The following is a 26,936-nucleotide window of genomic DNA, read 5'->3' on the forward strand; positions in this document are numbered from 1 at the left end:
AGCATTATTGTGTGTTCAGGATCATCAGGGTTAATATCGGTTTTTATATCGCTCCTGACTGCGGTAACGATTACGAACTTCTCGCCGCCGCTCTTCTGGTGTCCCCTGTGATTTCAGTAAACACGGTTCACGTCGCCGAGCAATCTGTTCCGATTCAGCATCATCAAGGCAATGGCCTATGACAGTAAGCCACTGTGTCGCAGCCCTGCGCCAGAATCCGGCCAGTTCTAAATCGGTCGCTTTTTGTATTAGCGTTTCAATACTCACTGCACTCTTTAATTCAGCCAACTGGCATCACTCCACGCTGTATTGCGCATCATTTTCCCGAAACCCTAAAATTTGACAGTAAAAAACCCGATATTGGTTTTTTCTGCAAGATAACGCAGCCATGGCGCATAAAAACATATCACTTACCTTGTCTGTGGCGGATGACGACTACACTGAGTTGATCAGATTAAGTGATCAATATCGATTTATTGATCTGCATAATCGATTTCACAGACTCATTTTATGACCGTATTCTTACGGGTGCTGACACTGGGAAAGGTGAGTCCTGCGCAGACAGGACTATACTCAAACAGGATATTCTGTTTGTACTCATTACATGTTGGTGAATGTATTTCTCAGTGTGAATGGGGTCTCATCCGTATCTATTTGCCACTCATCTCTCTTTGTGGATTGAATTGACTGCAATACACAATGACGTTGCCTATCGATAAGTCATTTTTAGGTTATTAGGGGTTAACTGATTCACAGCGATAATAGATAATTCTCTTGTTATCCTACCTGGTTCTAAAATACCCCCAATACACATCACATTTCTGAAAAAAATATCTGTAGGCATATTCCTACAATAAGCTCCATAGATTCTCAGTTTAATTTTCATGATGTTTATTAATGCCTTTAATCGTAGGGAGTTATCTTGCTTTTTCAAGAAAAGTCTTATACATCAGTGTTATGTTTCCTTTTTTTAAAAGAGAAAATAGTTACTTTTTGTTACATTTAACTTATTGGTGTTATTATGCTAACGTTTCTACACTGCGCGCACTGGTATTTAATCGATATGCTAATGCGTGTGAAAAATACCTGCCAGATACTGTTTCATGCCATCCGATGAATGGATAGGGATATCTACTAACGTGTTTTTTTACTTTAATGCGCACCGAGTTAATTAGTGTGCGGTGAATGTTGTGCCGGGTAATAGTGGATTATTTCTATTTATTTTTTCAGCGGTGGATTTCTTAAGTTTCCTTCCCCAAATAAGGAAAGTCGATGTCCTCTTCAAGCTTTCAAAATGAGATACCAAAAGCACGCATTAATATTAAATTAGATCTGCACACCGGCGGCGCTCAAAAGAAAATGGAGCTGCCTTTGAAGTTGTTGGTGATGGGTGATTACAGCAACGGTCAGGAACAGCGCCCGCTGTCCGAGCGTGAAAAACTTAACATCAATAAAAACAATTTCAACAGTGTGTTGGCCGAGTTCCAACCGAGTCTGAAACTCGCGGTACCTGACACCCTGGCAGGCGATAACACTGATACCGCAGTTGCCCTGACTTTCCGCGAGATGAAAGATTTCGAACCGGAAAGTGTTGCCCGTCAAATCCCGCAACTGCGTGCCTTGCTGGCAATGCGCAACCTGCTGCGTGACCTCAAATCCAATCTGCTGGACAACGCCACTTTCCGCCGTGAGCTGGAAAATATCCTCAAAGACGAAGCCCTGAGCGATGAGCTACGTGCTGAATTAGCGGCCCTGGCCCCCAAAGACTGTTAATCGCCGAATTGGCTGCTTGTCATTAGAAAGAAGAAAAGGAACATGCTGATGTCTGTACAGGAAAACAGTGCGCAGGGTACTGCGACGACCGTATTAGAAAGCTATACCGAAAAAAATGGCCCCGTAGCCCAAGGGGTTTATGCCGCTTTATTTGAAAAAATCAACCTGAGTCCGGTCTCCTCATTGACCGGTCTGGATGCTTTCCAGAACAACGATACCATGGCGGATGCCACCACTGATGAGCGTGTTACTGCCGCCGTCAGTGTCTTTTTAGACTTGCTGAAGCAATCGTCGAAAAAAGTGGAAAAACTGGATAAAACCCTGCTGGATGGTCACATTGCTGCGCTGGATGATCAAATCAGTCGTCAGTTGGATGCGGTGATGCATCACCCTGATTTCCAACGAGTAGAGTCCACCTGGCGTGGCGTGAAATCCCTTATCGATCAAACCGATTTCCGTCAAAATGTGCGCATCGAACTGCTGGATATCAGTAAAGATCATCTGGTGCAGGATTTTGAAGATGCGCCTGAAATCGTGCAAAGCGGGTTATACGCTCAGACCTATATTCAGGAATACGACACTCCGGGCGGCGAGCCGATTGCCGCGGCTATCTCCAACTACGAGTTCGACCGCGGCCCGCAGGATATCGCGTTATTGCGCAATATCTCCAAAGTGGCGGCGGCGGCCCATATGCCGTTTATCGGTTCAGTTGGCCCTGAGTTCTTTGGTAAAGAAAGCATGGAAGAAGTGGCTGCCATCAAAGACATCGCCAACTACTTTGACCGCGCTGAATACATCAAGTGGAAAGCTTTCCGCGACTCGGATGATTCCCGCTATATCGGCTTGACCATGCCGCGCGTGTTGGGGCGTTTGCCTTATGGCCCAGACACCGTTCCTGTGCGCAGCTTCAACTACGTTGAGCAGGTGAAAGGGCCGGATCACGATCGCTACTTGTGGACCAACGCTTCGTTTGCTTTTGCTGCCAACATGGTGAAAAGCTTCATTAAAAATGGCTGGTGTGTGCAGATCCGTGGCCCGCAGGCCGGTGGCGCGGTGACCAACCTGCCTATTCACCTGTACGATTTGGGTACCGGTAATCAGGTTAAAATTCCGTCAGAAGTGATGATCCCAGAAACGCGCGAGTTTGAATTTGCCAATCTGGGCTTTATCCCGCTGTCGTACTACAAAAACCGCGATTACTCGTGCTTCTTCTCGGCCAACTCGGCGCAGAAACCGGCACTGTATGACACCACTGATGCCACTGCCAACAGCCGCATCAATGCCCGTCTGCCGTATATCTTCCTGCTGTCACGTATTGCGCATTATCTGAAGCTGATTCAGCGCGAAAACATCGGCACCACCAAAGATCGCCGTCTGTTGGAGCTGGAGCTGAATAACTGGATCCGCACGTTGGTGACGGAAATGACTGATCCGGGTGATGATTTGCAAGCGTCCCATCCCCTGCGTGATGCGAAAGTCACTGTGGAAGATATCGAAGATAACCCGGGTTTCTTCCGCGTCAAACTGTATGCCGTGCCGCATTTTCAGGTGGAAGGCATGGACGTGAATCTGTCATTGGTTTCCCAAATGCCGAAGGCTAAGGCATAAACGGAGACACGATGAAAATTTATCGTCCGTTATGGAACGACGGGGCCTTTTTGGCTCCACAACAATTCCAGCAACAGGCCCGCTGGGATGCCTACGTGGCAGACAGCGTGGCCCATATGACACTGGCATCCCCATGGGGTGTCATTGATGCGGCATTTGACCGTGGGTCGTTGGCGCTTTCCCGCCTGAATGCGCTGCGGCTGGTGGTGCGTTTTCCTGATGGTACGCTGATTGATTCTGAACGGGCGGATAACTTGCCGCCTGCTTGCGATTTGTCGGCGATGTCAGACCGTGACGCTGTCGATGTGGTGCTGGCATTGCCGGTGCTTTCGGCCAACGGTGGCAATCTGGATGATGGTCAGGACAGTGCGCGACCGCGCCGCTGGCAGCAAGAATGGGTCACGGTACAGGAGCTTGCTGGTCATGAGCGTACCGAACTGGCCATCATGCGCCATGCGGTCACACTGCGTTTTGCGCATCAGGAAAACAGTGCTTATCTGACCTGTCCGGTGGTGCGCTTGATACGTAGTGCTCAGGGGCAGTGGATGCAGGATGAGAGTTTTATCCCGCCGATGCTGTCACTGGCGGCCAGTCCGGTGGTGCTGACTGAACTGGGAGATTTAATCCACCGTTTGCAGGCGCGTCGGCGTCGTCTGATGGCTATGCGGCGTGAAAGTAACGAACGGATGGCGGATTTTGCGGTGGCCGATGTATCGCTGTTCTGGTTACTGAATGCGTTAAACAGTGCCGAACCGGTACTGATGGAACTGTATCAGATACCTTCCCGCCACCCCGAACTGTTCTATCGCGAACTGGTTCGTCTCGCCGGTAGCCTGCTGACATTTTCCCTTGAGCATAAAGCCGAAGATATTCCGCTGTATCAGCATGACGCGCCGGAGCAGGTTTTCCCGCCGCTGTTCACCTTGCTTGATGCCTTGCTCGAAGCCAGCTTGCCGTCCCGTATGGTGGCGATTGAACTGACTCACGAGGGCCAATTCTGGACCGGTTCATTGCATGATGCCCGCCTGCGCGAAGGGGCTGATTTCTATCTCTCTGTTCGTTCTTCGATCCCCAACCATCTGTTGCAAACCCAGTTCCCGTTGTTGTGTAAGGCTGGCAGCGTTGAGGATGTGTCAGATGTGGTCAACGTGGCATTGAACGGCGTGGCGATGAAACCTTTATCCCACGTGCCGGCCGCTATCCCGCTGCGCCTGGAGAATCAGTATTTTGCCCTCGACCTCACGGGGCCAGCCGCGCAGGCCATGCTGGATGCGGGTAACTGTGCTTTCTACACCCCCGGTTCGCTGGGTGATATCAAACTCGAACTGTTTGCGGTGCTGCGCTCATGAGCAAAATAACTACCTCTGTGGTTGATGCGGCCTTTTATCCCTGCTGGCTGATGGTCAGTCAGTTGCGTAATGGGCAGGAAGTGGAAGATGGCGAAGCCTTGTATCGCCGTGCCTGTGAGTGGATTGATGGCGCACGCGAGACGTTGTCGCGTGCCGGTTTCAGCGACATCAGCTGTGACCATATGCTGTACACCCAGTGTGCGTTACTGGATGAAAGCGTGCTGAACCGCCAGAAACAGGACAGCGGCTATAGCAAATGGCTGAAAGACCCACTTCAGGCGCGCTACTTCAATACTCTGAACGCAGGTGAAGAGTTGTGGGAGCGGATCCGCACGGTGTTGCAGGAGCCAGCTCCGGATACGGCGGTACTGACCTGTTTTTACCGTGCATTGACCCTCGGGTTTGCCGGTCGCTATCGTGAACAGGGCGACGAGCGCAGAGAAGATGTGGTGCGTAAGCTGAGTCTGCTGGTGCCTCCGTTCACTTCTTCGCAGGAAACTCCGCTGGTCTCGCGCTCATTGCGTCTACGCTCCGGGCGCAAAACCTATTGGTTCTCGTGGGTGGCGGGCGTCGCAATACTGGCCGCACTGTGGTTCACACTGTCCAGCCAACTGACGCACATGGTGTCTCAACTGACCGGGATGCATTAGCGGATGCGCGGATTAACACCGTTACTCCTGTTGCTATTGGGTGTGTGTCTGGCACTGTGGCTTATCCTGGGGTTCTGGCCGTTGGGAACCGGCAGCCGTGTGGCATTGAGCATGCTGGTTGTCATCCTCAGCGGTGCGGTCGGTTATTTTCAATGGCGCAAGCACAACCGCAATAAAGTGGCGTACCAATCCATTGCAGACTCAACGCTGCCACCGGAAGGTTTTCAGGGTGCGGTGGTACTGGTTTGTGGTGACAGCGATGCTCTGTTTTCTACTTCTGCATCTTTTCGTGAAACCCGTCAGGGCTGGTATCTGGCGGTGAAAATGCCAGAACAACTGCCGATCCTCGCGCAACATCTGGCGGCGGAACGCCCGGCGCTGATTGCCCAGATATCGGTGTTACTGGCCATTGTGCCGGAGCAGCATCAGGACCGGGATGATTTTTCACAATCTGTGCGGGCGTGGCAACGGGCCATCGTGCAGTGCAAAGGATGGCTTGCGGGGATCCCACCGGTTTGGCTAAGCATCTGGCTGTCACCGCCAATGGCCTCAGCAGCGCAAACGGAACCTTGGTTTACGGTCACGCCGGGGCAAAAGGGTATTCAGGTTCAGGAAGCAGGGGCAGGGGTCATGCCGCTGGTTGAATGGAGCCAGCATCAAGACCGCAACGTTCAGGAAAGGTTGAGCGCGGTATTCTGGATGGAGAGTCTTCTGTCCTGGCTTGATGAACATGTTCTGAGCATCCTGACACAGCGGCAAGGGGATATCCCTGCGCTGACCCCGTGCGCCTGGGGCTGCTGTTTTACACCGGTCGCGGCGGATCAGGAGAATCTGTGGCAGACCCACATTCGCGGGATAACCACGCTGACCCCGGTGGCGACCCCAGAGCCAGAGTGTCTGCCGTTGCCAGACGTGCTGCTGCCTTATCTGCCACGTCGTCGCGGCGTCTCGCGCCTGATGCAGTGCTGGCAGATGGCCGGTGTATTGTGCGGGGTATTTTTACTGTTTGCCCTGCTGGCCTCGTATATCAATAACCAACGTTTGGTCCAAAGTGTGGGCGATCATCTGTCGCAGTATAACCACCTCACTGGCACTCCCCCAGCCCCTAAGACTCTGGCTCAGCAACAACTGCGCGCGGATGCCCATTTGTTGGATGACTGGTTACGCCGCGGTGCTCCCATGCGTTTGTCGCTGGGGTTGTATCAGGGACTGCGGCTTAGGGTTCCGCTTGATATTGCTATCAATAGCTGGACGCCACCGCCACCACCGGCACCGGTGATTAATCGAATTGTTCAGGGGCCCAAAACCCTGCGCCTCGACAGCCTGTCACTGTTTGATGTGGGCAAATCAGAACTCAAATCCGGCTCCACCAAAGTGCTTATCAACGCACTGGTCGGGATTAAGGCCAAACCGGGCTGGCTGATTGTGGTGGCGGGTCATACCGATATCACCGGTGATGAAAAATCCAACCAAATTCTGTCACTTAAGCGGGCTGAGTCGGTACGCAATTGGATGCGCGATACCGGGGATATCCCGGAAAGCTGCTTTGCGGTACAGGGTTATGGTCAGAGTCGTCCGCTGAAATCTAATGATACGGAAGCGGGTCGTGCGGCCAACCGCCGTGTCGAAATCAGTCTGGTACCGCAGGCTGATGCCTGTCAGGTGCCGGATGTAAAAACAGCGTCACAGGATGAAAGTGACGTATCAACTCAAGAAATGGAGAAGTAAATCATGGCAATTCCAGTATATCTGTGGCTGAAAGACGATGGCGGTGCGGACATTAAGGGTTCTGTTGATGTGCAAAGCCGTGAAGGCAGCATTGAGATCGTGGCACAGGATCATAACCTATACATCCCAACCGATAACAATACCGGCAAGCTGACTGGCACCCGTATCCACACCCCATTCGTTTTCACCAAAGAAATCGATGCGTCTACCCCTTATCTGTACAAAGCGGTGACTACCGGTCAAACACTGAAAACCGCCGAGTTCAAATGGTACCGCATTGATGACGCTGGCCAGGAAGTTGAATATTTCAACACCAAACTGGAAAACGTCAAAGTGGTCAAAGTTGCGCCGAAAATGCACGACGTCAAAGATCCGGCTAAAGAGAAGCACAACCATCTGGAATTGGTTGAGCTGCGCTACGAAAAAGTCACCTGGACCTTCAAAGACGGCAACATTATTCATTCTGATTCATGGAACGAACGCGCTACGGCGTAATGACCCGAAGCAGACGGTTCGCCGTCTGCTTTTTTGTTTTTGCTGAGCCACTGCTTGTTGCGGTGATTGAGCAAAAATTAACAACACTTTGATGACCTTATGGGCCTCGGTTTCCTTATTTAGGATATGGCTATGGGCGGTAGCGTGCCTGACAGGGTAAATGACACACAAGGAAGAATTTATGACAACGCATTCAGCACACTTATTACGTCGGTTAAATCCTTATTGTGCGCAGGCACTCGCCGGTGCCGCCACCTTATGCCAGACCCGCGCTCATGCTGAGATTACCGTTGAACATTGGCTGTTGAAATTACTGGAACAGGGCGAAGGCGATATTACCGTTATTGCCCGGCGTTATGAGTGGGATATGGACAGCTTGTGGCAGGGGTTGCTGGCGCATCTGGAGACATTACCCCGCACCGTGCAGGGCAAACCTCAGTTGTCAGCGCCGTTACAGCAACTGATCAAAAGTGCCTGGCTGGATGCCTCTTTGCAGGAGAATGCTGATGTAGTGCGCTCCGCTCATCTGCTGGCAGCGCTGATTTCCACTCCATCATTATTGGCCGCCGAGGCCGCTTGGCCGTTGCTCAGCCTGAGTACCATCCAGTTACACCGCCTGCTGCCCTTGCTGGATAATCAATCGGACGAACGTCCTGAGGTGCAGCAGGCAGCAGCACTGGCAGACAGCCCGGTCAATCTGACCGATGAGGCCCCGACGGTTACCTCTGCCAGTGGTCAGCCCCAACTCAATGACGCCCTGCAAGCGGCGCTGGATAAATTCACCCTCGACGTTACCGCCAAAGCCCGTGCCAACCAGATTGACCCGATTTTTGGCCGCGACAGCGAGATCCGCCAGATGGTCGACATCCTGTCGCGCCGCCGTAAAAACAACCCGATTCTGGTCGGTGAACCGGGTGTGGGTAAAACCGCGCTGGTTGAAGGGCTGGCGCTGCGAATTGCCGAAGGTAACGTACCGGATAGCTTGAAAACCGTCAGCCTGCGCACCCTGGACTTGGGCCTGTTGCAAGCCGGGGCTGGGGTCAAAGGTGAGTTCGAGCAGCGGCTGAAAAATGTTATCGAGGCGGTACAACAATCGCCAACACCGGTGTTGCTGTTTATCGACGAAGCCCACACCATCATCGGTGCCGGTAATCAGGCCGGTGGCGCAGATGCGGCCAACCTGCTGAAACCGGCACTGGCGCGTGGCGAGTTGCGCACCATCGCTGCCACCACCTGGTCAGAATACAAACAGTATTTTGAGCGTGATGCCGCATTAGAACGCCGCTTCCAGATGGTCAAGGTAGATGAGCCGGACGATGCCAAAGCCAGCCTGATGCTGCGCGGCTTAAAGGGCCGCTACGCCCAACACCACGGCGTGCATATTCTGGATTCTGCTATTACTGCGGCGGTGACTCTGTCGCGACGCTTTCTGACTGGCCGTCAACTGCCAGACAAAGCGGTTGACCTGCTCGATACTGCCGGTGCCCGCGTGCGCATGAGTATCGACACGCTACCGGTCGCGCTGATGGAAGTTAACGCCGAACTGGCTGCATTGGCGATGGAGCAACAGGCCATCGAACAGGACTTGCTCCTGCTGCCAAGTATCGGTTCAACGCGCTTATCTGAGATAGAGCAACGCCGCGCAGAACTGGTGGTTGGGCAGCAAACGCTTGAACAGCAATATGCAGCAGAGCAACGGCTGACCACCCTGATTATCGACGCGCGTCAGGATATCGCCAACGCGGCACATCTGGCCAGGTTGCAGGAAGAGTTAAGTCAGATTCAGGGTAATGCGCCGCTGCTGTCGCTGGATGTTGATGTGCGCACGGTGGCGACGGTTATCGCTGACTGGACCGGCGTGCCGTTGAGCAGCCTGCTGAAAGACGAACAGACCGATTTATTGCAACTGGAAAACCACCTCGCGACCCGGGTGGTCGGTCAGGATGCGGCACTGGTTGAGATGGCACAACGCCTGCGCGCCGCCAAAACCGGCCTGACGTCCGAAAATGGCCCGCTGGGGGTATTCCTGTTGGTTGGCCCCAGTGGGGTGGGCAAAACCGAGACTGCGCTGGCACTGGCCGACACCCTGTTCGGTGGTGAGAAATCGCTGATCACCATCAACATGTCCGAATATCAGGAAGCGCACACCGTCTCCCAACTCAAAGGCTCGCCGCCGGGTTATGTCGGTTACGGTCAGGGTGGCATTCTGACCGAAGCGGTGCGCAAGCGCCCGTACAGCGTGGTGTTGCTGGATGAAGTGGAAAAAGCGCACGCCGATGTTATTAACCTGTTCTACCAAGTGTTTGACCGTGGCTTTATGCGCGACGGCGAAGGGCGCGAAATTGATTTTCGTAACACCGTGATCCTAATGACTGCCAATTTAGGCAGTGACCCTCTGATGCAGTTACTGGATGAACAACCGGAAGCGACCCATAGCGATCTGCATGAGCTGCTGCGCCCGATCCTGCGTGAACATTTCCAACCTGCGCTATTGGCCCGCTTCCAAACACTAATTTACCGCCCGCTGGACGCCACCGCATTGCGCACCATCGTTGAAATGAAACTGGCACAGGTCGCCAAACGCCTGAACAAACATTACGGCCTGCACTGCACCCTTGACGAAAGCCTGTACGACACGCTGGTCGCCGCCTGCCTATTGCCGGACACCGGTGCGCGTAACATCGACAGCCTACTGAATCAGCAGATTTTACCGGTGCTGAGCCAGCAACTGTTAAGCCGCATGAGCGAGCAACAACGCACTACGTCGTTGAGGTTGGGCTGGGATGAAGCCGAAGGGATCACGCTGGAGTTTGGTAATGACTGAGGAAAATAAGGACACATTAAAAGAAGGGGGTATCCGGTTGCTGACCTCGGGAGAGACGGAGCTGGCGAAGTCAGTTTTCGGATCAACTATCCAGTACCAGACTGTCTGGATCCATCATGGTAGTTATCTGCCTTTTAATCTGCAAGATGAACATACAGCAATGACGCCGAATGGTGAGATTTATTTCCGTAATGAGTACCGGGATGATTTCTCGCAGACAACAGATAATTTACAACATTTGTTCATTCATGAAATGAGCCATGTATGGCAGCGTGCCAAAGGAATGAATGTCATTGCGAGAGGGCTGGTTAGTTGGCTGGTCAGTTACAGATATAAACTCGATGGGCGGCTGTTAAGCGAATATCCCATGGAGCAACAAGCGCAAATTATTGCGGATAACTTTACATTGCAGGCGAGTGATTATAGTGCCTGGAGGCGATTGAGAAGAAATAATATTATTACTCTTGATGGCGATATTTCTGAAGTCGTAATAAGAAAATCATACCGAAATGTACTGCGAGGGTTTCCTTGGTGATAAGAAACAAACTGCGTTTTCTATTTTTCACGATGTTGTCTTTATTTTGCTTATTGATGTTAACAGGATGTCCATGGGGACAAATGAAGTATTATCCCTCAGAGACGGCCAGCACCTACATGAATGGTGATTCGGTATGCTTCTTTATTCCTAATGCACAAGATTATCAGCCTGTTTTTATATCTATTAATCTCAGGAATCCCCCCCCTAAAGAAGGGACATTCACAGATGAACCTAATCTAACAATTATAGATGGGAAACTTTGTATCCCACCTTCGTTTTATCATCTTCCTGATACCTCCACTGGACCTTTTATTGTTCAACTCGTTATTGAGTCCAAAGATAAGGGTAACCATCCAAGACATTTTGTATTGGGATTTGAAATGCTTAATAGAAGGGCTTATGACGTGCCGCTAACTAAACGCGAATATGATGAGCCATCCATTGCTAGCAAAATTTAACGATAAAGATAGGTTTTGCCTGTTTTGTACTTGAAATAAGCAGGTTATTACCACGGAGTAAAACCCATGAATCTTACTAACACGCTACAGAACACATTATCAAAACTCACCGGAACTACTCTGAATCGCTACCGCCTTGATATTCCTTCCTGCCTGTCACCATTGGACGTCGAAGATTTCAGCGGCAATGAGGGACTCAGCAATACATATCAATACAATATACTGTTCACCAGCACAGACAAAAATATTGATGCGGACCAATTACTGCGCAAACCAGCAACGCTGACGATGGGGACTGGCTTGTTGCAGAGTTTGATGGAACAGAAGGTGGTACACGGTGTTATCACAGATTTTCGCCGGATATCGGGTTCAGCCGACCAGGTTAATTATCAGATCACGCTAGAACCTTTCATCGCATTGTTGGATAACCAGTACCGCACGCACCGTTTCTTTGTTAATAAATCGGTACCTGAAGTTGTCGGGCAGATACTTCAGGAACATGGTTTCAAGGACTGGGAATATGAGTTTGTCCTGAAACAGACCTACCCAAAACGTGAGCAAATAAACCAGTATCAAGAGACAGACCTTAAATTTATTGAGCGGTTGCTCTCAGAGATGGGGATATTTTATTTCTTCACTTTGCAGCCAGACACCCAGACTGAAGTGGTGCATTTTGCTGATAAGCAGAGTGCCTATGAGTTTGGTAAATCCCTGCCGCTGAATAGCCCGTCAGGCATGAGTGACAGCGGTGTAGAGTCAGTCTGGGGGCTGAATGTACATCACAATGTCGTTGAGGCCAGCGTTACTGCGAAAGATTACAACTACCGTGAAGCGCAGAAAGTGTTGCAGTCCACCCGAGCAGACATGACGCGCGGCGACGGTGAAGGGGTCACTTATGGTGAAGTGTATCACTACAAACCGCGTCATCTGGATACCGGCGATAAAATCGACCCTACAGCGGAAACCGGTAACTTCCTTGCCCGCCTTGACCATGAACGTTTTTTATCAGCGCAAACGCTGATAACCGGCCTCAGCACTGATTCAACATTACATCCTGCTCAGGTATTGACGGTAACCGACACATCAATCCCGTCCACGCTACCTGAGCTGTTGACACAACCGATGGTAGTAGTACGCACTGGGTTTAGCGCCAGCCGTAAAGATGCACTGAAAGTGACTATCGCTGCGGTTCCGTACAGTGAAACTCTGTGCTGGCGCCCGGCATTGCTGCCCCGTCCAAAAGTCAGCGGCACCATGATGGCGCGGGTGACCAGCGCGAAGACCAATGATATCTATGCCTGGCAGGATACCTCCGGTTTGTATCGCGTGAAATTTGATGCAGATCAGGATGATAAAGCACAGGGGCAGGAGAGTATGCCGCTGCGACTCGCCAAACCTTATGGTGGCGATGTGTACGGCATTCATTTCCCGCTGATACAGGGCACCGAAGTGGCCATCGCGTTTCACGACGGTGACCCAGACCGCCCGTATATCGCCCATGCCCTGCACGATTCGCGTCATACCGACCATGTGACCGAAAAAAACAACACCCGCAACGTGATCCGTACCCCTGCTTTCAACAAGCTACGCATGGAAGACAAACGCGGCGAAGAGCACATTAAACTCAGCACCGAGTACGGCGGCAAGACCCAGTTGAACCTTGGGCACAATGTAGATGCGCAACGAGTTCTTCGCGGTGAAGGTGCAGAGTTGCGAACGGATGACTGGGTTAGCATCCGCGGTGGGAAAGGGGTGTTCATTACTGCGGATACACAGTCATCAGCCAGCGGGATGATGCTGGATATGTCTGCGGCGTTGGGTCAACTACAACAAGCGCAAAGTCTGGCGGAATCTCTAAGCAGTGCGGCAGAAACAGCGAAGGCAGAGCTTGCCGACCTGCAAACGCAGAAAGCTTTATTGAGCGAAGCACTAAATGAGCTGAAGAAATCTGTATTACTGCTGTCTGCCCCTGAAGGGATAGCGCAGGTAACACCGAAAACACTGCAACTGTCAGCCGGAGAAAATATCACGGCGACGAGTGGAGGTAATACAGATTTCAGTATCATGAAAAAACTGACAGTGGCAGCAGGAGAGCGGATAAGCCTGTATGCCCAGAAGTTGGGTATAAAACTGTTTGCCAGTAAAGGGAAAGTAGAGATTCAGGCGCAGGGCGATGAAATGACACTGGATGCACTGAAGGATGTGCGCATCAGCAGCAGTGAAGGAAAAATCGTGATCAGTGCAAAGCAGGATATCCTGTTGGTAGGGAGTGGTGGTGCCTATATTCGGATAGGCAATGGTGTGGTGGAAAGTGGGGCCCCAGATAAAATCATTGAGCGGGCTGCAGTGTGGCAGAAATTTGGTGGGCAAAGTGCCAGCCAGATGATACAGGAGTGGGAAACGACAGATCTTACGATAACACCACAAGTACTTTGGCCGTTTGATGATTCACCTGTATCAACCCAGGCACTGAATATTCTCAGCGGAGATGGCAGTAAACAGGCGCTGGTAACCTCTTCATCAGGAAGTGCGGAAAAACAGCAACGCATCAATATTGATTCTTTGAAAGCATATTTACAGGATGAGGAGTGAATTATGGCTGAGACATCGGAAAAAATCATTGCGCCCCCTGCTTATGATGAGAATGGTCGGCTTTACTATCCTTTGATACCTGCTGCCAGTATAAAAAACCAGATAGCTGTTTGCTATAAGGTCCCAGACCGAGCTATACCGGTGATTTTTCTGCCTGGAGTAATGGGGAGTAATTTAAAAACTAACTCACAAGGTGAGTCAGATAAATTATGGCGCTTAGACGATACATTCTCACCAGCAGGCTGGCTGTTTACAGGTGCCAAAACGAGAAAAAAAGAGCTCGATCCAACCAAAGTCATTGTCGACCCTGCTGGTATAGTAGCTAACGATCTGGCTGATAAAGGATTTACTTCGCGCCGTATGCGAGGGTGGGGAGAGGTTGCTAATATCAGTTACGGCCAATTTCTGCCTTGGTTGCAAAACGCTTTGCACGATTTTGATCAGTTTAAACAAGGTGAAAGGACGAAACTGATTGGCGTGAGCCTCAAGACTGAAAACGGTGGAGAACCACTGACCAAAGAGCAAGTGGCTCTGAGCTACAAGTACTTATTTCCAGTCCACGTTGTGGGTTATAACTGGCTGGACAATATTGCCACCTCAGGAGAAATGTTGCTGAAGAAAATTGATGACATTGTGCTTGGCTACGCTAGCAAAGGAATTAAATGTGAAAAAGTGATCGTGGTAACCCATTCCATGGGGGGGCTGGTGGCGCGTCATTGTTCTGAGCTGAAAAATGGGCGTAATAAAATTCTGGGGATAGTTCATGGCGTCATGCCTGCGATGGGGGCGGCATCGGCCTATCGACGAATGAAAGCAGGTATGGAGTACTCTGATATAAAAGGGCGACTTACAGCAGAGGTGGCTGGAGGGAACTCAGCAGAAATGACTGCGGTGTTGTCACAGTCACCTGGCCCATTACAATTATTACCCGGTGTGGAATATGGCCTGAACTGGTTAAAGATTAAAGATGGGGAACACACATATAGCCTGCCAAAAGCTGATCCCTTTACGGAAATTTATACTATTCGCGGAAAATGGTGGAGCCTTTGCGAGGATTATTTGATTGATCCGAGTAATATTAAGCTTAATAGTGCCAAAATGGATAAAGATTGGGTTAATTACAAAAGAATGATAAATGATAAAGTTCAGCCTATTATAGAAAAACTCAGCGGACAATATCATCGTAATACTCATGCATTTTATGGCAATAGGACTCCTACACATGGCGACCTCATCTGGCAAGGAGATACTCCCGCAATAGATAACTGGCTACAGAAAGATCGGGCACGCTATCCAATCGATGGTCGGGCCAGTCGTCCTCCAGGTGATGAGATTCTCACAATACGTACTGTTGCCACCCCTCTAGGGGGGAAAGGCTGGCATACTGGCATCTACCAGCAATATACTATTGTCCCTCCAACGGTATCTGAACTGGGGGATGGTACTGTACCTTTACGTTCATCGCAGGTCCCGACGCGTTATTTACGCTCGCGTATGAGTCTGCCTGTTGAACATGAACCCGCGTATAAACACACAGTAGCGCAACAATATACTTTATGGGCAATAATTCAAATTGCGCAGAAGGTAACAGAAACCAGCCTGAGATATATTTGATGAATAAGAGTAAACTCGTGTTGGTATTAATATCTGTAGTAATAGTTTATAGTTTATGGCAATGGCTGAAGCCATATCCGTCGAAATTAGCATTAACAGAACAGGAATATATCGTGGTAGAAAATTTACTGACTAACCGTACCCCACGTTGTATCGGGCGATATATTATCGATCTACCGGAGAGTTTTGTCTTGCCCGATGCCTCTCTGGTGCAGATTAATAAGCAAAACGTAGAAACCAAACGCATGTATTTACCGGCATTTGAACAGCGTATTCGTTTGCGTGAGCAGGAATTGCGTAATACAAGAACCGTCAGTGCTGAGGATGCACCTTTTTTAAGACAGATATATTCTTTACCTGATGGAATGAAAGGCGTGATTTTTGATCATAACAGTAGTGATATATCGCCAGATGTTTTTCGTCATTTAGAGGCTCATTTTTATAATAATGGTGTGGCCTTTAAGACAATTATTGAAGCAGTTAATCCAGATTCAGAACGTTATGAAAAAAAACGTAAAAGTGACCCTGATCTTTATCGCAATGACGTTACTCAAAAACTGACGGAATTAAAAAATTTGTTAAGTCACCTGAAGGGAAGAAAGGAAAATGAAATTCCCAATACTACCGGACTATGCATACCAGATGGGTTTATTTCCGGTAATGCGTTCGGTGATGAAGACGTAGCGCTGTCTTATCAGTCCGCAGTAAATCCGCGTCTGCATATCAATTTTAGTACCAATAACTTTATTCAGGAAGACCACTCCCTGCTTGAGCGCAGTGCGGAAATTGAAAGCGGTTTGTTGTTGAGCAAAATCCGCACGCTAATGAAGGGTAACCGTAAAATAAATACCCTGACGGTAGAAGAATGGCTGTCATCAGGAACGGGGGAAGATGCTGCCAGTGGACATGTTTTCCGTTTATTAGTGAATGAAAAAACAGGCAGTAATACAACCCCCTTTCTGTCTGTCGGACTAAGTCATGGACCGTTACCCGATGAAGCTCTGTCCGAAAATGAAGTGATTACCTTCTGGGAACAACTGACCGCGACATTGCGTATGCAATCGAATATGATGTAACACTGTCGCTCTCCAAAACCAAAATATTCTACTAGACGAAAACCTGATATTTATCAGATGAATAATTATAAAAATTAAATCATTGCATTTTGGCAACAAATAAACCCCATCTGGGGATATTTAATTTTTTTTCTGATTTATGTTTATCATTAGTTTTCGCGGGTGAAGTTATACTGAATATTAAAAGTAGAGAGTGCTAATTTTGGTACCATTAAGTACTTAATCTCAGTACATGGGAAATCTTGTACATGATAATTTTTCTTTTTATTTATAGTGCACGTCTGATTTAGTTTGTTGCAGTGGCTATCGTCTTATATTTATTTTTTAAGTAGCTTAGAAAACGAAATATTAAAGATGTAATTATACTAACATCCAACGTTATATTATTTATTTCTCTTGTAGTTAACGCGTTTGCTCTATTTCATAAGTGATATGTTAACATGTTTTATCATGTAAATATTGGAGAAAGGAATGCCAGGAATAGTTTGCTTAGGTGATACTACTACGCATGGGGGAAAGGTGATCACAGCGTCATCTACCATGTTTATTAATGGAGTGCAGGTTGCATTAGTCGGTGATTTAGTTTCTTGTCCCATACAAGGGCATGGAAATAATAAAATTATTGAAGGTTCACCCACTGAAATGGAAGAGGGGGTTTCTGTTGTTGTGAGTAACTGTCTGTGTGCCTGTGGTTGTCGAGTTATTAGTTCTCATCCCGAAAACAGCATTGAGTCATAATTATGGGTTGGCCTATTCCTGAAATCCCTGAGCAATCTGTATTACCTCCTCCTCGTTATAGTCTGTGGATAATTGTTTTAATCATTATGTTGATAATAGGGGCTGGAGCTGCTTTATTTATTGGCCGTTTCTCGACATATATCCCGATACTCCTTTATGGTGTATTACCTGCTCTGCTACTATGGTTTTGTATTTTTGGGGTAATACTTAACCGTTATGAGCAGTCAGGTGCATCTGCATTTGCCTGGCATGAAGAATCACAAAAAACGAAGGCGCAATGGCAACAATGGAGTCGAAAGCAGCTCGCCGTAGTGGGTAATGTTTTATTGACCCCAGAGATTGACGGTATTGGCTCGATTTTGGGGGAGCAAGCTAAAATCCCTATGTATCCTCAAAAAGCCCGCCCGTTAGCCGGAGACAAAAAAACTTTACCATCACGATTAAATGAGATTGATGATAAGCTCGAAAGTCAGTCTTCAGGCTATCGTCACTATTTACACACTGTCTATGTATTACATTCTTCAGTACTCCATCGTGAAACAATTCAATCTGCTGTTTTCGGTCAGTGGGATCTTTTACCTGAATTTATCTCTTTTATTGAAGAGATCGATGAATTAAATATTGAGTCTGAAGTTGAGGGCGTGATTTTAATTTTGTGCTTACAAAACTGGCCTAATAACATACAGCAAAAATCAAGTGAACTTATTTCAGCGCAACTGATTAGTTCACCAGAATTTATTAACACACATGGTTATCCCGTTCTGGCAGGATTAGGAAGACTAATGCCATTAGCACTTGGAAAACTGTCTGATGATCTAAACATGCTTTTTGATTACAACCAATTAGACTTTAATAAATTAGAACATGTTTGGTTATCAGGTGATACAGAGAATACCGCGGTGAATATCGCTTTATATGCAGATGCTCATGACTGGATATTACCTAAAAAGAAACCCGTTCATTATATTGACCTGACTTTCGGCCCACCAGGAGAAATGATTTTGGGCCTATCTTTGAGCATGATGGTAGAGGCCGCAAGCAAGACTTCACAAAACCAACTGATCATTTATCAAAAGCCACAATCGTCAGGTTCGATGTGTCTCATTACCAAGGAGCTATTTTCATGAACCAAGAGAAAGGATCTCGACCGCCACGCTATGGTTTTTGGGGATATTTTCTTCTGATTATAGGTTTGGCTGGGGTTAGTGCCCTACTCTTGATAGTTTTCCAGCGTCAACTGGTCGACAGAGGTGTATTGGCCTCTACTGCCTGGCTTATATGGGGGGGGATTTTTTCGGTTCTTCTGATGGGGCTTATTGGGATGGCATTTTGGTGGCGGTGGAAACAAAATATAAGGCAGATTGCTTTTAAACCAAAGCTACCGACGAAACAAGCAACGGATAAAACCCCCGCCAGCAACAAGTTAACATCTGATATTAAAACGTGTCTCCAGTCTCTCTACGGCCGCTTCTGGCCCCGCAAAGTACGCATTCTGTTACTCACCGGCAGTGCGGCGGATGTGGAGCAACTCACCCCCGGCCTGACGTCGCAATACTGGCAGGAAGACAGTGGCACCGTGCTGTTGTGGGGAGGCGATCTGGGGGCGCAGGCCGATAGCGCGTGGCTGAGTGCCTTGCGTAAATTACGTGGACGTCCGCTGGATGGCGTCGTCTGGGTGACTTCAGCCTTAGCCCAACGCACGACACTGGGTCAGAAAGAATCAAAAACAACCCTCACCACCGATATGATGGACAGCGTGGCGCAGGCGTTCGCGGCACGTTTTGAGCTGCTCGGCTGGCGGTTGCCGCTGTATGTCTGGTCACTGCATGCCGATGGCGGCGCCGATCGCATCACACAATCCGTGGGTTGTTTGCTGCCTGCGGGTTGTCAACCGGACGAACTGAGTACGCAACTTGCCGGGTTGTTGCCGTCGCTGATTGAGCAGGGTACGCAACAGATTAGCAGCAACACCCAGCACCCATTTTTATTGCAACTGGCGGATCAGTTAGCGCGTCAGCCGGACTCTGTCGCGGGCCCCCTTGCTACGCTGCTGAATCCCTATCGCCCTTCACCGTTGGCGGGGGTGATATTCAGCCCGGCGTCGATCAATGCAAAGCGCAGCGTGAAACACCACTGGGGCAAGGATAACCGCTGGGATGTGTTGATTGATTCACTGCCGTCATTGCCCGCAGGCTTAGCCGCGAAAAAGCTCGGGTTCGTCTGGCGTAAAACGCTGGCGATGGCGGTGGCGGGCGTCATGGTGTTGTGGGGCGCGGGCATGGTGATGTCATTCCTGGTTAACCGCGACACCATTAATGTCAGTGAATCTCAGGTGAAACTGGCGGCTAACGTGCAGCAGCCCCTGCCTGCGCGTCTGCAAGCGCTGCTGGATCTGCAACACACGTTAGACCGATTGCAGTATCGCCAGCAACAGCGCGCCCCCTGGTACAGCCGGTTTGGTTTGAGCCAGAACGATGCTTTGCTGGCCGCACTCTGGCCACACTATCAGGCCAGCGCCACCCCTCTGCTGCGCGATGCCGCTGCTCGTCACCTTGAAGAACAACTTAGCACCATGGCGCAGCTTCCACCGGATTCTCCGCTGCGCGACACACTGGTAAAACCCGCCTATGACCAGTTAAAACTCTATCTGATGTTGGCGCGGCCGGAGAAAATGGATGCAGCATGGTTTAGCACCACGCTGCTGCGCGACTGGCCGCAGCGCAGCGGTGTGCCGGACAATCTCTGGCAGGGCAGTGGCCCAGCGCTGCTGGATTTTTATGCCCGTAATCTTCCCCTGCACCCGGCCTGGCGTCTGACACCGGATGAGAATCTGGTTAGTCAGGTGCGGACCCGGTTGATCAGTCAGATGGGGGCGCGTAACAGTGAGTCTTCGCTCTACCAAAAGATGCTAGTTCAGGTAGCGCATCAGTATGCTGATCTGCGCCTGTCTGATATGACCGGCGATACCGATGCTGAACGCATCTTTACCACCGATGCCGTGGTGCCGGGCATGTTCACCCGTAAAGCCTGGGAGGACGCGGTAAAACCGGCGATTGAAAAAGTGGTCAGTGAGCGCCGGGAAGAGATGGACTGGGTGCTGAGCGACAGCCAACATGCCGTGCTGCAACAGGATTCCCCTGAAGCCCTGCAGGCGCGGTTGAAAGAGCGCTATTTCGCCGACTTCTCCACCAGTTGGCTCGATTTTCTCAACAGCCTGCACTGGCAGCAGGCGCAGACGCTGTCGGACTCCATCGACCAGCTCACCCTGATGGCAGACGTGCGTCAGTCTCCTTTGGTGGCGCTGATGAACACCCTGAGCGTACAGGGGAAAACCGGACAAACTGGGGAAGCGCTGTCTGACTCGCTGGTGAAATCGGCCAAAAATCTGTTAAACCGCGATGAGCAGCCCGCTATTGATCAGCAAGCGGGTGCCCAGGGGCCGTTGGATGCCACGTTCGGGCCAGTACTGGCGCTGATGGACGGCAAGGCGGGCGGGCAGGGCAATACCAATCTCAGTCTGCAAACCTTCCTGACCCGTGTCACTCAAGTACGGCTTAAACTCCAACAGGTGGTGAATGCTGCTGATCCTCAGGCCATGACCCAGACTCTGGCGCAGACGGTATTTCAGGGCAAGGCGGTCGATCTGACCGAAACCCGCGATTACGGCAGTCTGGTGGCCGCCAGCCTTGGTCAGGAGTGGAGTGGCTTTGGTCAGACGGTGTTTGTCCAGCCGATGGAACAGGCGTGGCAGCAGGTATTAACCCCTGCCGCTCAGAGCCTGAATGCCCAGTGGCAGGCATCTATCGTCGATGACTGGAACAGCACCTTTGGCGGGCGTTATCCGTTAAAAGATACCAGCAGTGAAGTGTCACTCCCGCTGCTGGCGCGTTACCTCAACAGCGACAGTGGCCGTATCGCCCGTTTTCTGCAAACCCGGCTGAATGGCGTGCTGCACAAAGAGGGCAGCCATTGGGTGCCGGACAGCATCAATGCACAAGGACTGACGTTTAACCCGGCGTTCCTGAAAGCGGTGGATCAACTGAGTTACCTGTCTGACGTGGTGTTTGCCAACGGAGAAGCAGGCATTCGTTTTGAACTGCGCCCCGGTACCGCCAAAGACGTGATGCAGACTGATCTGGTGATCGACAGCCAGAAACTCAGCTATTACAACCAGTTGCCAGTCTGGAAACGTTTCACCTGGCCCCATGATACTGAAGCACCGGGGGCTAGCCTGAGCTGGATAAGTACCCAGGCCGGTACCCGACAGTTTGCCGATCTCCCTGGGGCTTGGGGATGGATCCGATTACTGGATAAGGCTCAGGTCACCCCGTATCAGGGGGTAAACAGCAGTTTTAATCTGACTTGGAAAGCCCCTGACGGCAGGCCGCTGAACTACACCTTACGGACTGAAGCCGGAGAAGGTCCGTTGGCCTTACTGAAACTGCGGAATTTTGTCTTACCGACGCAAATATTTAGCGTAGATGCCACTGGCGGCGCTCAGAAAGCGGATAGCGCAACCGGAGAAGAATACTGATGGCCACCTTGCACAGCTTACTCAACGCCAGCCATGCTGAACAGCAGGCGCTTGCACAACCGGTACAGCAGCAGATTGCGCTGTGGGGAAAATGGCTGGTTCCCATAGCCGCAGATTCAGCGGTAGGTGAGGATCCCGGTTATGACGATGACTTCCAGCAAATGCGTGAAGAGGTCAACAAACTGTCCGGCGCGGACACCGGTTTGGTGTGCGCACTGGCGGAGAGACTGCTGACCGAAGCGTGCAAGGATGTGCGCGTCGCGACCTACTATATCTGGGCGCGACTGCATATCGATGGCGAAAGCGGGCTGGCGGACGGTCTGGCCCTGCTGGCCGGGTTGGTCCAACATTTTGGTGATGCGCTGCATCCACAGCGCGGCAACAGCCGCAAACTGGCACTGGAATGGCTGGCGGGGAGCCGGGTGCTGGACAGCCTGTCACTGTACCCGGAAGTCGCAAAAGCTGACTTTGAGCGCATCGTGGGCGCGCTGGCGCTAATCGAAGAAAGTGTTGGTGGCTGGGATGAGCCGAGCCGCCCTCAGTTCGGCGGCCTGTATGCGGCATTGGAACATCGACTGATGCAGTCCGGTGGCCCAGACGCCGTCATTCCGCAAAACAGCAGTCCCTCCCGTCACGCCGCATCGGATGCACCTGCATTGAAAGCGGTCAGCTCCGGGCGTGACTTGCTCGATCAGGCAAAACTGCTGGCGAGTTTTTTGCGCGACCAGCCGAACGGCTGGCTGTCGGGCCACCGTCTGATGAAAAGCATCCGTCTGGACACGTTGCATGAATTGCCACCGTTGGCCGCCGACCGATGTACCCGTCTGGCCCCACCCAAGCCGGAGAACCGCGCTCTGCTGAAACGTCTCTATCTGCAACAAAGCTGGCTGGAATTGTTGGAGCAAGCCGACATCCTGTTTGCACAGGGCGTCAATCACCTGTGGTTGGATCTCCAGTGGTATACCCATCAGGCATTGACCAAAACCGGTGGGCTGCATGAGCGCTGGGCTGACATCATTCAGCAGGATTTAAATGGCCTGCTGACCCGCCTGCCGGGGCTTGAAGGTCTGGCGTTTAATGACGGCACCCCGTTTGCCGACGCAGTGACGCAGAACTGGATAACCCAGCAGGTGATGGCAGCAGAAAGTTGGGGCTGTGAACCCGCAGCCTCCGCCAGTACGGCGGGTGATGACGATATTTTGCAACTGGAGCCGGAAGCGCTGGCGCAGGCCGACAGCGAAGGTGTGGAAGCGGCATTGAACTGGCTACAGAACCGCCCGGGTACCCGCACGCCACGCCATCAGTGGCTGATCCGCTTGCTGATGGCGCGGGTCGCTGAGCAGTACGGAAAAAACGACATGGCATTGCATTTGCTGGGTGAATTAGAGGGGAACGGGACTCATATGACACTCAGCCAATGGGAGCCGGAACTGCTGTTTGAAGTGAAAGCCCGCCGCCTGAAATTGCTGCGCATGAAAGCCAGCCGAACCGAGTCGGACAAATCACGGCTGCATAGCGAGATGGAAAACCTGCTCGCCGGATTAGTGGCCCTTGACCCAGCACGGGCTGCGGTGCTGTGTGGTTAATCGATAACCCTATCCTGATAAAAAGAAAACCATGAAAGACCTTACCCTGCGTTATTACGATGCTGAAATGCGCTATCTGCGCGATGCGGCGAAAGAGTTTGCCCAAACTCACCCTGACCGGGCAGCGATGTTAGATCTGGATAAACCCGGTACGCCTGACCCTTACGTCGAACGTCTATTTGAAGGCTTTGCCTTCTCTATGGGGCGATTGCGCGAAAAAATTGATGACGACCTGCCGGAGTTTACCGAAGGGCTGGTGAGCATGTTGTGGCCGCACTATCTGCGCACCATTCCTTCGCTCTCCATTGTCTCGCTGACCCCCGATGTCCCGGCGATGAAAATGGCTGAAATCGTGCCCGCAGGCATGGAAATCTATTCCCGCCCCATTGGGCCGAAGAATACCGTCTGCCAGTACCGCACCACCCGCGAGATGGTACTCAACCCGCTCGCCGTCTCAACCGTGGTGATGGCGACTGAGCCGGACGGCCGTTCGGTGCTGCGCCTGCGACTGGCCTGCAGCCCACAAGCTGACTGGTCACAGGTGGACTTACGGCGCCTATGCTTTTATCTGGCGGGAGACGCCCCGGTCAGCAGTGCGTTACATCTGGCACTGACTCGGCGTCAGGCCGCGCTCTATTTGCGGCTACCCAATCAGGCTGAGCGAATAAAACTGGATGGCTGGTTTTCTCCCGGCGGCTTTGCAGACCAAGATTTGCTGTGGCCCAAAGGCGACAGCGCCTTCAGCGGCTATCAGCTATTGCTGGAATATTTCACCTTCCGCGAGAAGTTTATGTTCGTGCATCTGAACGGGCTGGAAACCGTGACGCTGCCAGCGGGCATTACCTGGTTTGATATCGAGGTGGTGTTTGATTGTCAGTGGCAAAACGACCTGCCGGTCAGGGATGACGCGCTGCACCTGCATTGTGTGCCAGTGGTTAACCTGTTCTCGCTGGAAGCGGATCCGCTGACCATCAATGGACTGGAAAGTGAGTATATGCTGCGCCCGCGCCGTTTGCAGGATGGGCACACTGAAATTTACTCTGTGGACACCGTGACCGGTTCGCAGCGAACATCCGATGCCACTTATGTTCCTTTTACCAGCTTTCGCCATCGCGGCGGGATGCAGCGACGTCATGCGCCAGAGCGTTACTTCCATACCCGCGTAAAACGGGGTGTGACCGGGCTGCACGATACCTGGTTGATCCTCGGCGGCCAGCAATGGGAAGCGGACCGATTGTTTACCCGCGAGGCGGTGTCACTGAAAATTACCGGTACCAATGGTCAGCTCCCGCGCAAAGCGTTACAGAGCACGTTGTTGGACCGTTGCGAAGCAGTGTTACAGACGCCGCTGAAAGTACGCAATCTCTGCAAGCCTACGTTACCCTCTTATCCCCCGGCGGAAGACCACTTCCAGTGGCGGGTACTGAGCCATCTGGGCTCAAGTTACCTCAACCTGATGAGCAGCGCACAGGTGCTACGCGGGACGCTGGAGCTGTACAACTGGCAAGGGGATGAACTGAATAATCGCCGTCTTGATGCCATTCAACAGGTGCAGCACCACCAGACGCAGCGTTTTGAAAAGGGCTTTCTGCTGCGGGGTATCGATATTGAAGTGACGCTGGATGGCAACGGTTTCACCGGTGAAGGCGACATTCACCTGTTCGGCGAGATGCTCAACCGCTTCTTTGCCCTTTACGCTGACATCCATCTGTTTAATCAGCTCACCCTTATCGTTCAGCCTGCAGGGAAATGTATCCGATGGAAAGAGAATCACAATCAGCGTCTGCCCGGCTAATCGAACAACTGTGGGATAAACTGCCGTATACCCAGTTTTATCGTTTCTGCCAGTTACTGGAGCAAAGCCAGCCGGATGCGCCCCCACTGGGCAGCCACTGGCAGGTCAGGCACGATCCGGTGCGATTTCGCCCCCATCCGGGCATGGGGTTTCCGGCCAGTGAATTTAAACGGGTGGAAATACCCGAGCATGCACACCTGCCGCCGACCATCCGCACCACTTTTATGGGGTTGTATGGTGTGGAGTCACCGCTGCCCACCGCCTATATCGACGATATTACCCAGCGCCGCGAAGGGCATGAGGCGGTCAGCGACTTTCTCGATATCTTCAATCACCGGCTGACCACGCAGTATTATCGCATTTGGCGCAAGTACTCCTATCCGGCCAGTTTTTCTCCCGGCGGCACCGATAAAACCTCTCAATATCTGTTGAGCCTCTGTGGCCTGGGTATTGAGGGATGCGCACAGAATATCGCCACGCCGGTATCCCGCTTTTTGGCGCTAACCAGCATGATGCGGCTGCCCACGCGCACCAGCGAAGGCATTATGGCGCTGGTTCAGTTGCTGGCACCGGAAACCGAGGCCCGCGTGATAGCCCATGACCGCTGCCGTATCCCCTTGCGTAATCCATTGGCCATGAGTGCGCGCTACCCCATCAGCATGAGCAACAGCCCAGTGATGGGCAGTCACGCGGTGGATGTTAACAGCCAGGTATTACTGCAACTGAAGACCGATAACCCCGATGAAGCCCGCGAGTGGCTGCCCGGCGGGCAGTTACACACCGATTTGCTGGCGTTATTGCAGGTGTATCTGGGGTCACGGCTGCATGTGCGTTTACAACTGTCGGTGTTACGCGCGCTGCTGCCTGATGCCCAACTCTCCTGCCAGCCGAAAAGCACCGGTATTCTGTTAGGCCGAACCGCGATGATGCGCACACAGCGCGCCGCGTCAACCCGACAAAATAATACTGAAATGATCACAATTAATCTGGGCCGCTATCAGCGTGTTCAGGAAAATCTTCACCGAAGGGACACCGATGAATATGGCGATTACCGCTGGTAAAACACCTTTTGCATTACTGATGCTGGTCCTGATATCCACCCTGAGCGGATGTGGACTGACCCAGAAAGTGAGTGACGGCACCGTCGCCGTGACAAAATCCATTTTTTATAAGCAGGTGAAAACACTACATCTGGATATACAGGCGCGGGATGCGGTAAACAACAACGCGGCCGGGGCCCCGCTGGCCACGGTGGTGCGTATCTATCAGCTACAGGATCGCAAAACATTTGATGGCACCGATTATCCCTCTTTATTTGCCGAAGACAGCCAAGCTATCAAAGCCGATCTGGTTGCCGAAAAAGATATCCGTATTCGCCCCGGAGCTGCGGTGACCATCGACGTGCCGTTGGATGAAAAAGCGCAATATGTGGCGGTGGCGGGCATGTTTCTGGCACCCGATATCACCAACAACACTTGGCGGGTAGTGCTGAGTCGTGACGACCTCGACCCCGATAAGGCTCGCCAGATTGAACTGAATAATCATGGGATGACGCTGTTACCCCTAAAGGGTAAGTAA

20 protein-coding genes are annotated in these 26,936 nt (G+C 51.3%); 19 read left to right on the forward strand and 1 reads right to left on the reverse strand.

The features are described 5' to 3' along the window. Positions 1-30 precede the first annotated feature (30 nt). Entirely contained in the window at positions 31-288 is a 258-nt protein-coding gene (locus DXZ79_RS01855; RefSeq protein WP_120011027.1) for a PerC family transcriptional regulator, read from the reverse strand. A 984-nt stretch (positions 289-1,272) separates the two neighbouring features. On the opposite strand from DXZ79_RS01855, the gene tssB reads away from it, so the two are divergent. The 19 genes from tssB (at position 1,273) to tssJ (ending at position 26,936) form a co-directional block, all read left to right on the forward strand. After that, positions 1,273-1,773 carry a type VI secretion system contractile sheath small subunit gene (gene tssB, locus DXZ79_RS01865; protein ID WP_038630827.1) on the forward strand — a complete coding sequence of 167 codons (501 nt, stop codon included), beginning with the start codon at positions 1,273-1,275 and terminating at the stop codon, positions 1,771-1,773. A gap of 42 nt (positions 1,774-1,815) precedes the next feature. Beyond that, on the forward strand, positions 1,816-3,381 hold the full coding sequence (gene tssC, locus DXZ79_RS01870; protein ID WP_120011029.1) for a type VI secretion system contractile sheath large subunit: 1,566 nt from the start codon (positions 1,816-1,818) through the stop codon (positions 3,379-3,381). Between the two features lie 11 nt (positions 3,382-3,392). Next, entirely contained in the window at positions 3,393-4,730 is a 1,338-nt protein-coding gene (gene tssK, locus DXZ79_RS01875) for a type VI secretion system baseplate subunit TssK (protein WP_120011030.1), read from the forward strand. After that, a complete protein-coding gene (gene tssL / locus DXZ79_RS01880) occupies positions 4,727-5,380 on the forward strand; it encodes a type VI secretion system protein TssL, short form (RefSeq protein ID WP_120011031.1) in 654 nt (217 codons plus the stop codon). The genes tssK and tssL overlap by 4 nt, the downstream gene beginning before the upstream one ends. Positions 5,381-5,383: 3 nt before the next feature. After that, entirely contained in the window at positions 5,384-7,108 is a 1,725-nt protein-coding gene (locus DXZ79_RS01885) for an OmpA family protein (RefSeq protein WP_120011032.1), read from the forward strand. A gap of 3 nt (positions 7,109-7,111) precedes the next feature. Further along, positions 7,112-7,603: an Hcp family type VI secretion system effector gene (locus DXZ79_RS01890; RefSeq protein ID WP_004877984.1), complete on the forward strand. Its 492-nt coding sequence runs from the start codon at positions 7,112-7,114 to the stop codon at positions 7,601-7,603. 181 nt (positions 7,604-7,784) lie between these two features. Beyond that, positions 7,785-10,427 (forward strand): type VI secretion system ATPase TssH, encoded by a 2,643-nt coding sequence (tssH, locus tag DXZ79_RS01895; RefSeq protein WP_120011033.1) that lies wholly within the window; start codon positions 7,785-7,787, stop codon positions 10,425-10,427. After that, positions 10,420-10,962, forward strand: a complete 543-nt coding sequence (locus DXZ79_RS01900) for a hypothetical protein (protein ID WP_054878347.1) — start codon at positions 10,420-10,422, stop codon at positions 10,960-10,962. The genes tssH and DXZ79_RS01900 overlap by 8 nt, the downstream gene beginning before the upstream one ends. An 83-nt stretch (positions 10,963-11,045) precedes the next feature. Beyond that, complete coding sequence (locus tag DXZ79_RS01905; RefSeq protein ID WP_244942309.1) at positions 11,046-11,423, forward strand: putative T6SS immunity periplasmic lipoprotein; 378 nt, start codon at positions 11,046-11,048, stop codon at positions 11,421-11,423. Positions 11,424-11,489: 66 nt separating this feature from the next. Further along, positions 11,490-14,015: a type VI secretion system Vgr family protein gene (locus tag DXZ79_RS01910; protein ID WP_120011034.1), complete on the forward strand. Its 2,526-nt coding sequence runs from the start codon at positions 11,490-11,492 to the stop codon at positions 14,013-14,015. Between the two features lie 3 nt (positions 14,016-14,018). Further along, on the forward strand, positions 14,019-15,629 hold the full coding sequence (locus DXZ79_RS01915) for an esterase/lipase family protein (protein WP_120011035.1): 1,611 nt from the start codon (positions 14,019-14,021) through the stop codon (positions 15,627-15,629). Next, positions 15,629-16,705, forward strand: a complete 1,077-nt coding sequence (locus DXZ79_RS01920; RefSeq protein ID WP_120011036.1) for a T6SS immunity protein Tli4 family protein — start codon at positions 15,629-15,631, stop codon at positions 16,703-16,705. Before DXZ79_RS01915 ends, DXZ79_RS01920 begins: the two co-directional genes overlap by 1 nt. A 471-nt stretch (positions 16,706-17,176) precedes the next feature. Next, complete coding sequence (locus tag DXZ79_RS01925; protein ID WP_120011037.1) at positions 17,177-17,443, forward strand: PAAR domain-containing protein; 267 nt, start codon at positions 17,177-17,179, stop codon at positions 17,441-17,443. 2 nt (positions 17,444-17,445) lie between these two features. Further along, the gene (locus DXZ79_RS01930; RefSeq protein ID WP_120011038.1) at positions 17,446-18,570 is read left to right on the forward strand and encodes a hypothetical protein; all 1,125 of its coding nucleotides are present in this window, start codon (positions 17,446-17,448) and stop codon (positions 18,568-18,570) included. 179 nt (positions 18,571-18,749) lie between these two features. Further along, positions 18,750-21,977, forward strand: coding sequence for an ImcF-related family protein (locus DXZ79_RS01935; RefSeq protein WP_120011599.1), 3,228 nt, complete (start codon positions 18,750-18,752; stop codon positions 21,975-21,977). Further along, positions 21,977-23,563, forward strand: coding sequence for a type VI secretion system protein TssA (gene tssA, locus DXZ79_RS01940; RefSeq protein ID WP_120011039.1), 1,587 nt, complete (start codon positions 21,977-21,979; stop codon positions 23,561-23,563). The genes DXZ79_RS01935 and tssA overlap by 1 nt, the downstream gene beginning before the upstream one ends. Before the next feature lie 31 nt (positions 23,564-23,594). Further along, positions 23,595-25,358 carry a type VI secretion system baseplate subunit TssF gene (gene tssF / locus DXZ79_RS01945; RefSeq protein WP_120011040.1) on the forward strand — a complete coding sequence of 588 codons (1,764 nt, stop codon included), beginning with the start codon at positions 23,595-23,597 and terminating at the stop codon, positions 25,356-25,358. Continuing rightward, a complete protein-coding gene (gene tssG, locus DXZ79_RS01950) occupies positions 25,313-26,419 on the forward strand; it encodes a type VI secretion system baseplate subunit TssG (RefSeq protein ID WP_162928715.1) in 1,107 nt (368 codons plus the stop codon). The genes tssF and tssG overlap by 46 nt, the downstream gene beginning before the upstream one ends. Further along, on the forward strand, positions 26,400-26,936 hold the full coding sequence (tssJ, locus tag DXZ79_RS01955; RefSeq protein ID WP_276508154.1) for a type VI secretion system lipoprotein TssJ: 537 nt from the start codon (positions 26,400-26,402) through the stop codon (positions 26,934-26,936). The genes tssG and tssJ overlap by 20 nt, the downstream gene beginning before the upstream one ends.

It is taken from the genome of Yersinia rochesterensis, from assembly GCF_003600645.1.
Taxonomy (GTDB): Bacteria; Pseudomonadota; Gammaproteobacteria; order Enterobacterales; family Enterobacteriaceae; genus Yersinia; species Yersinia rochesterensis.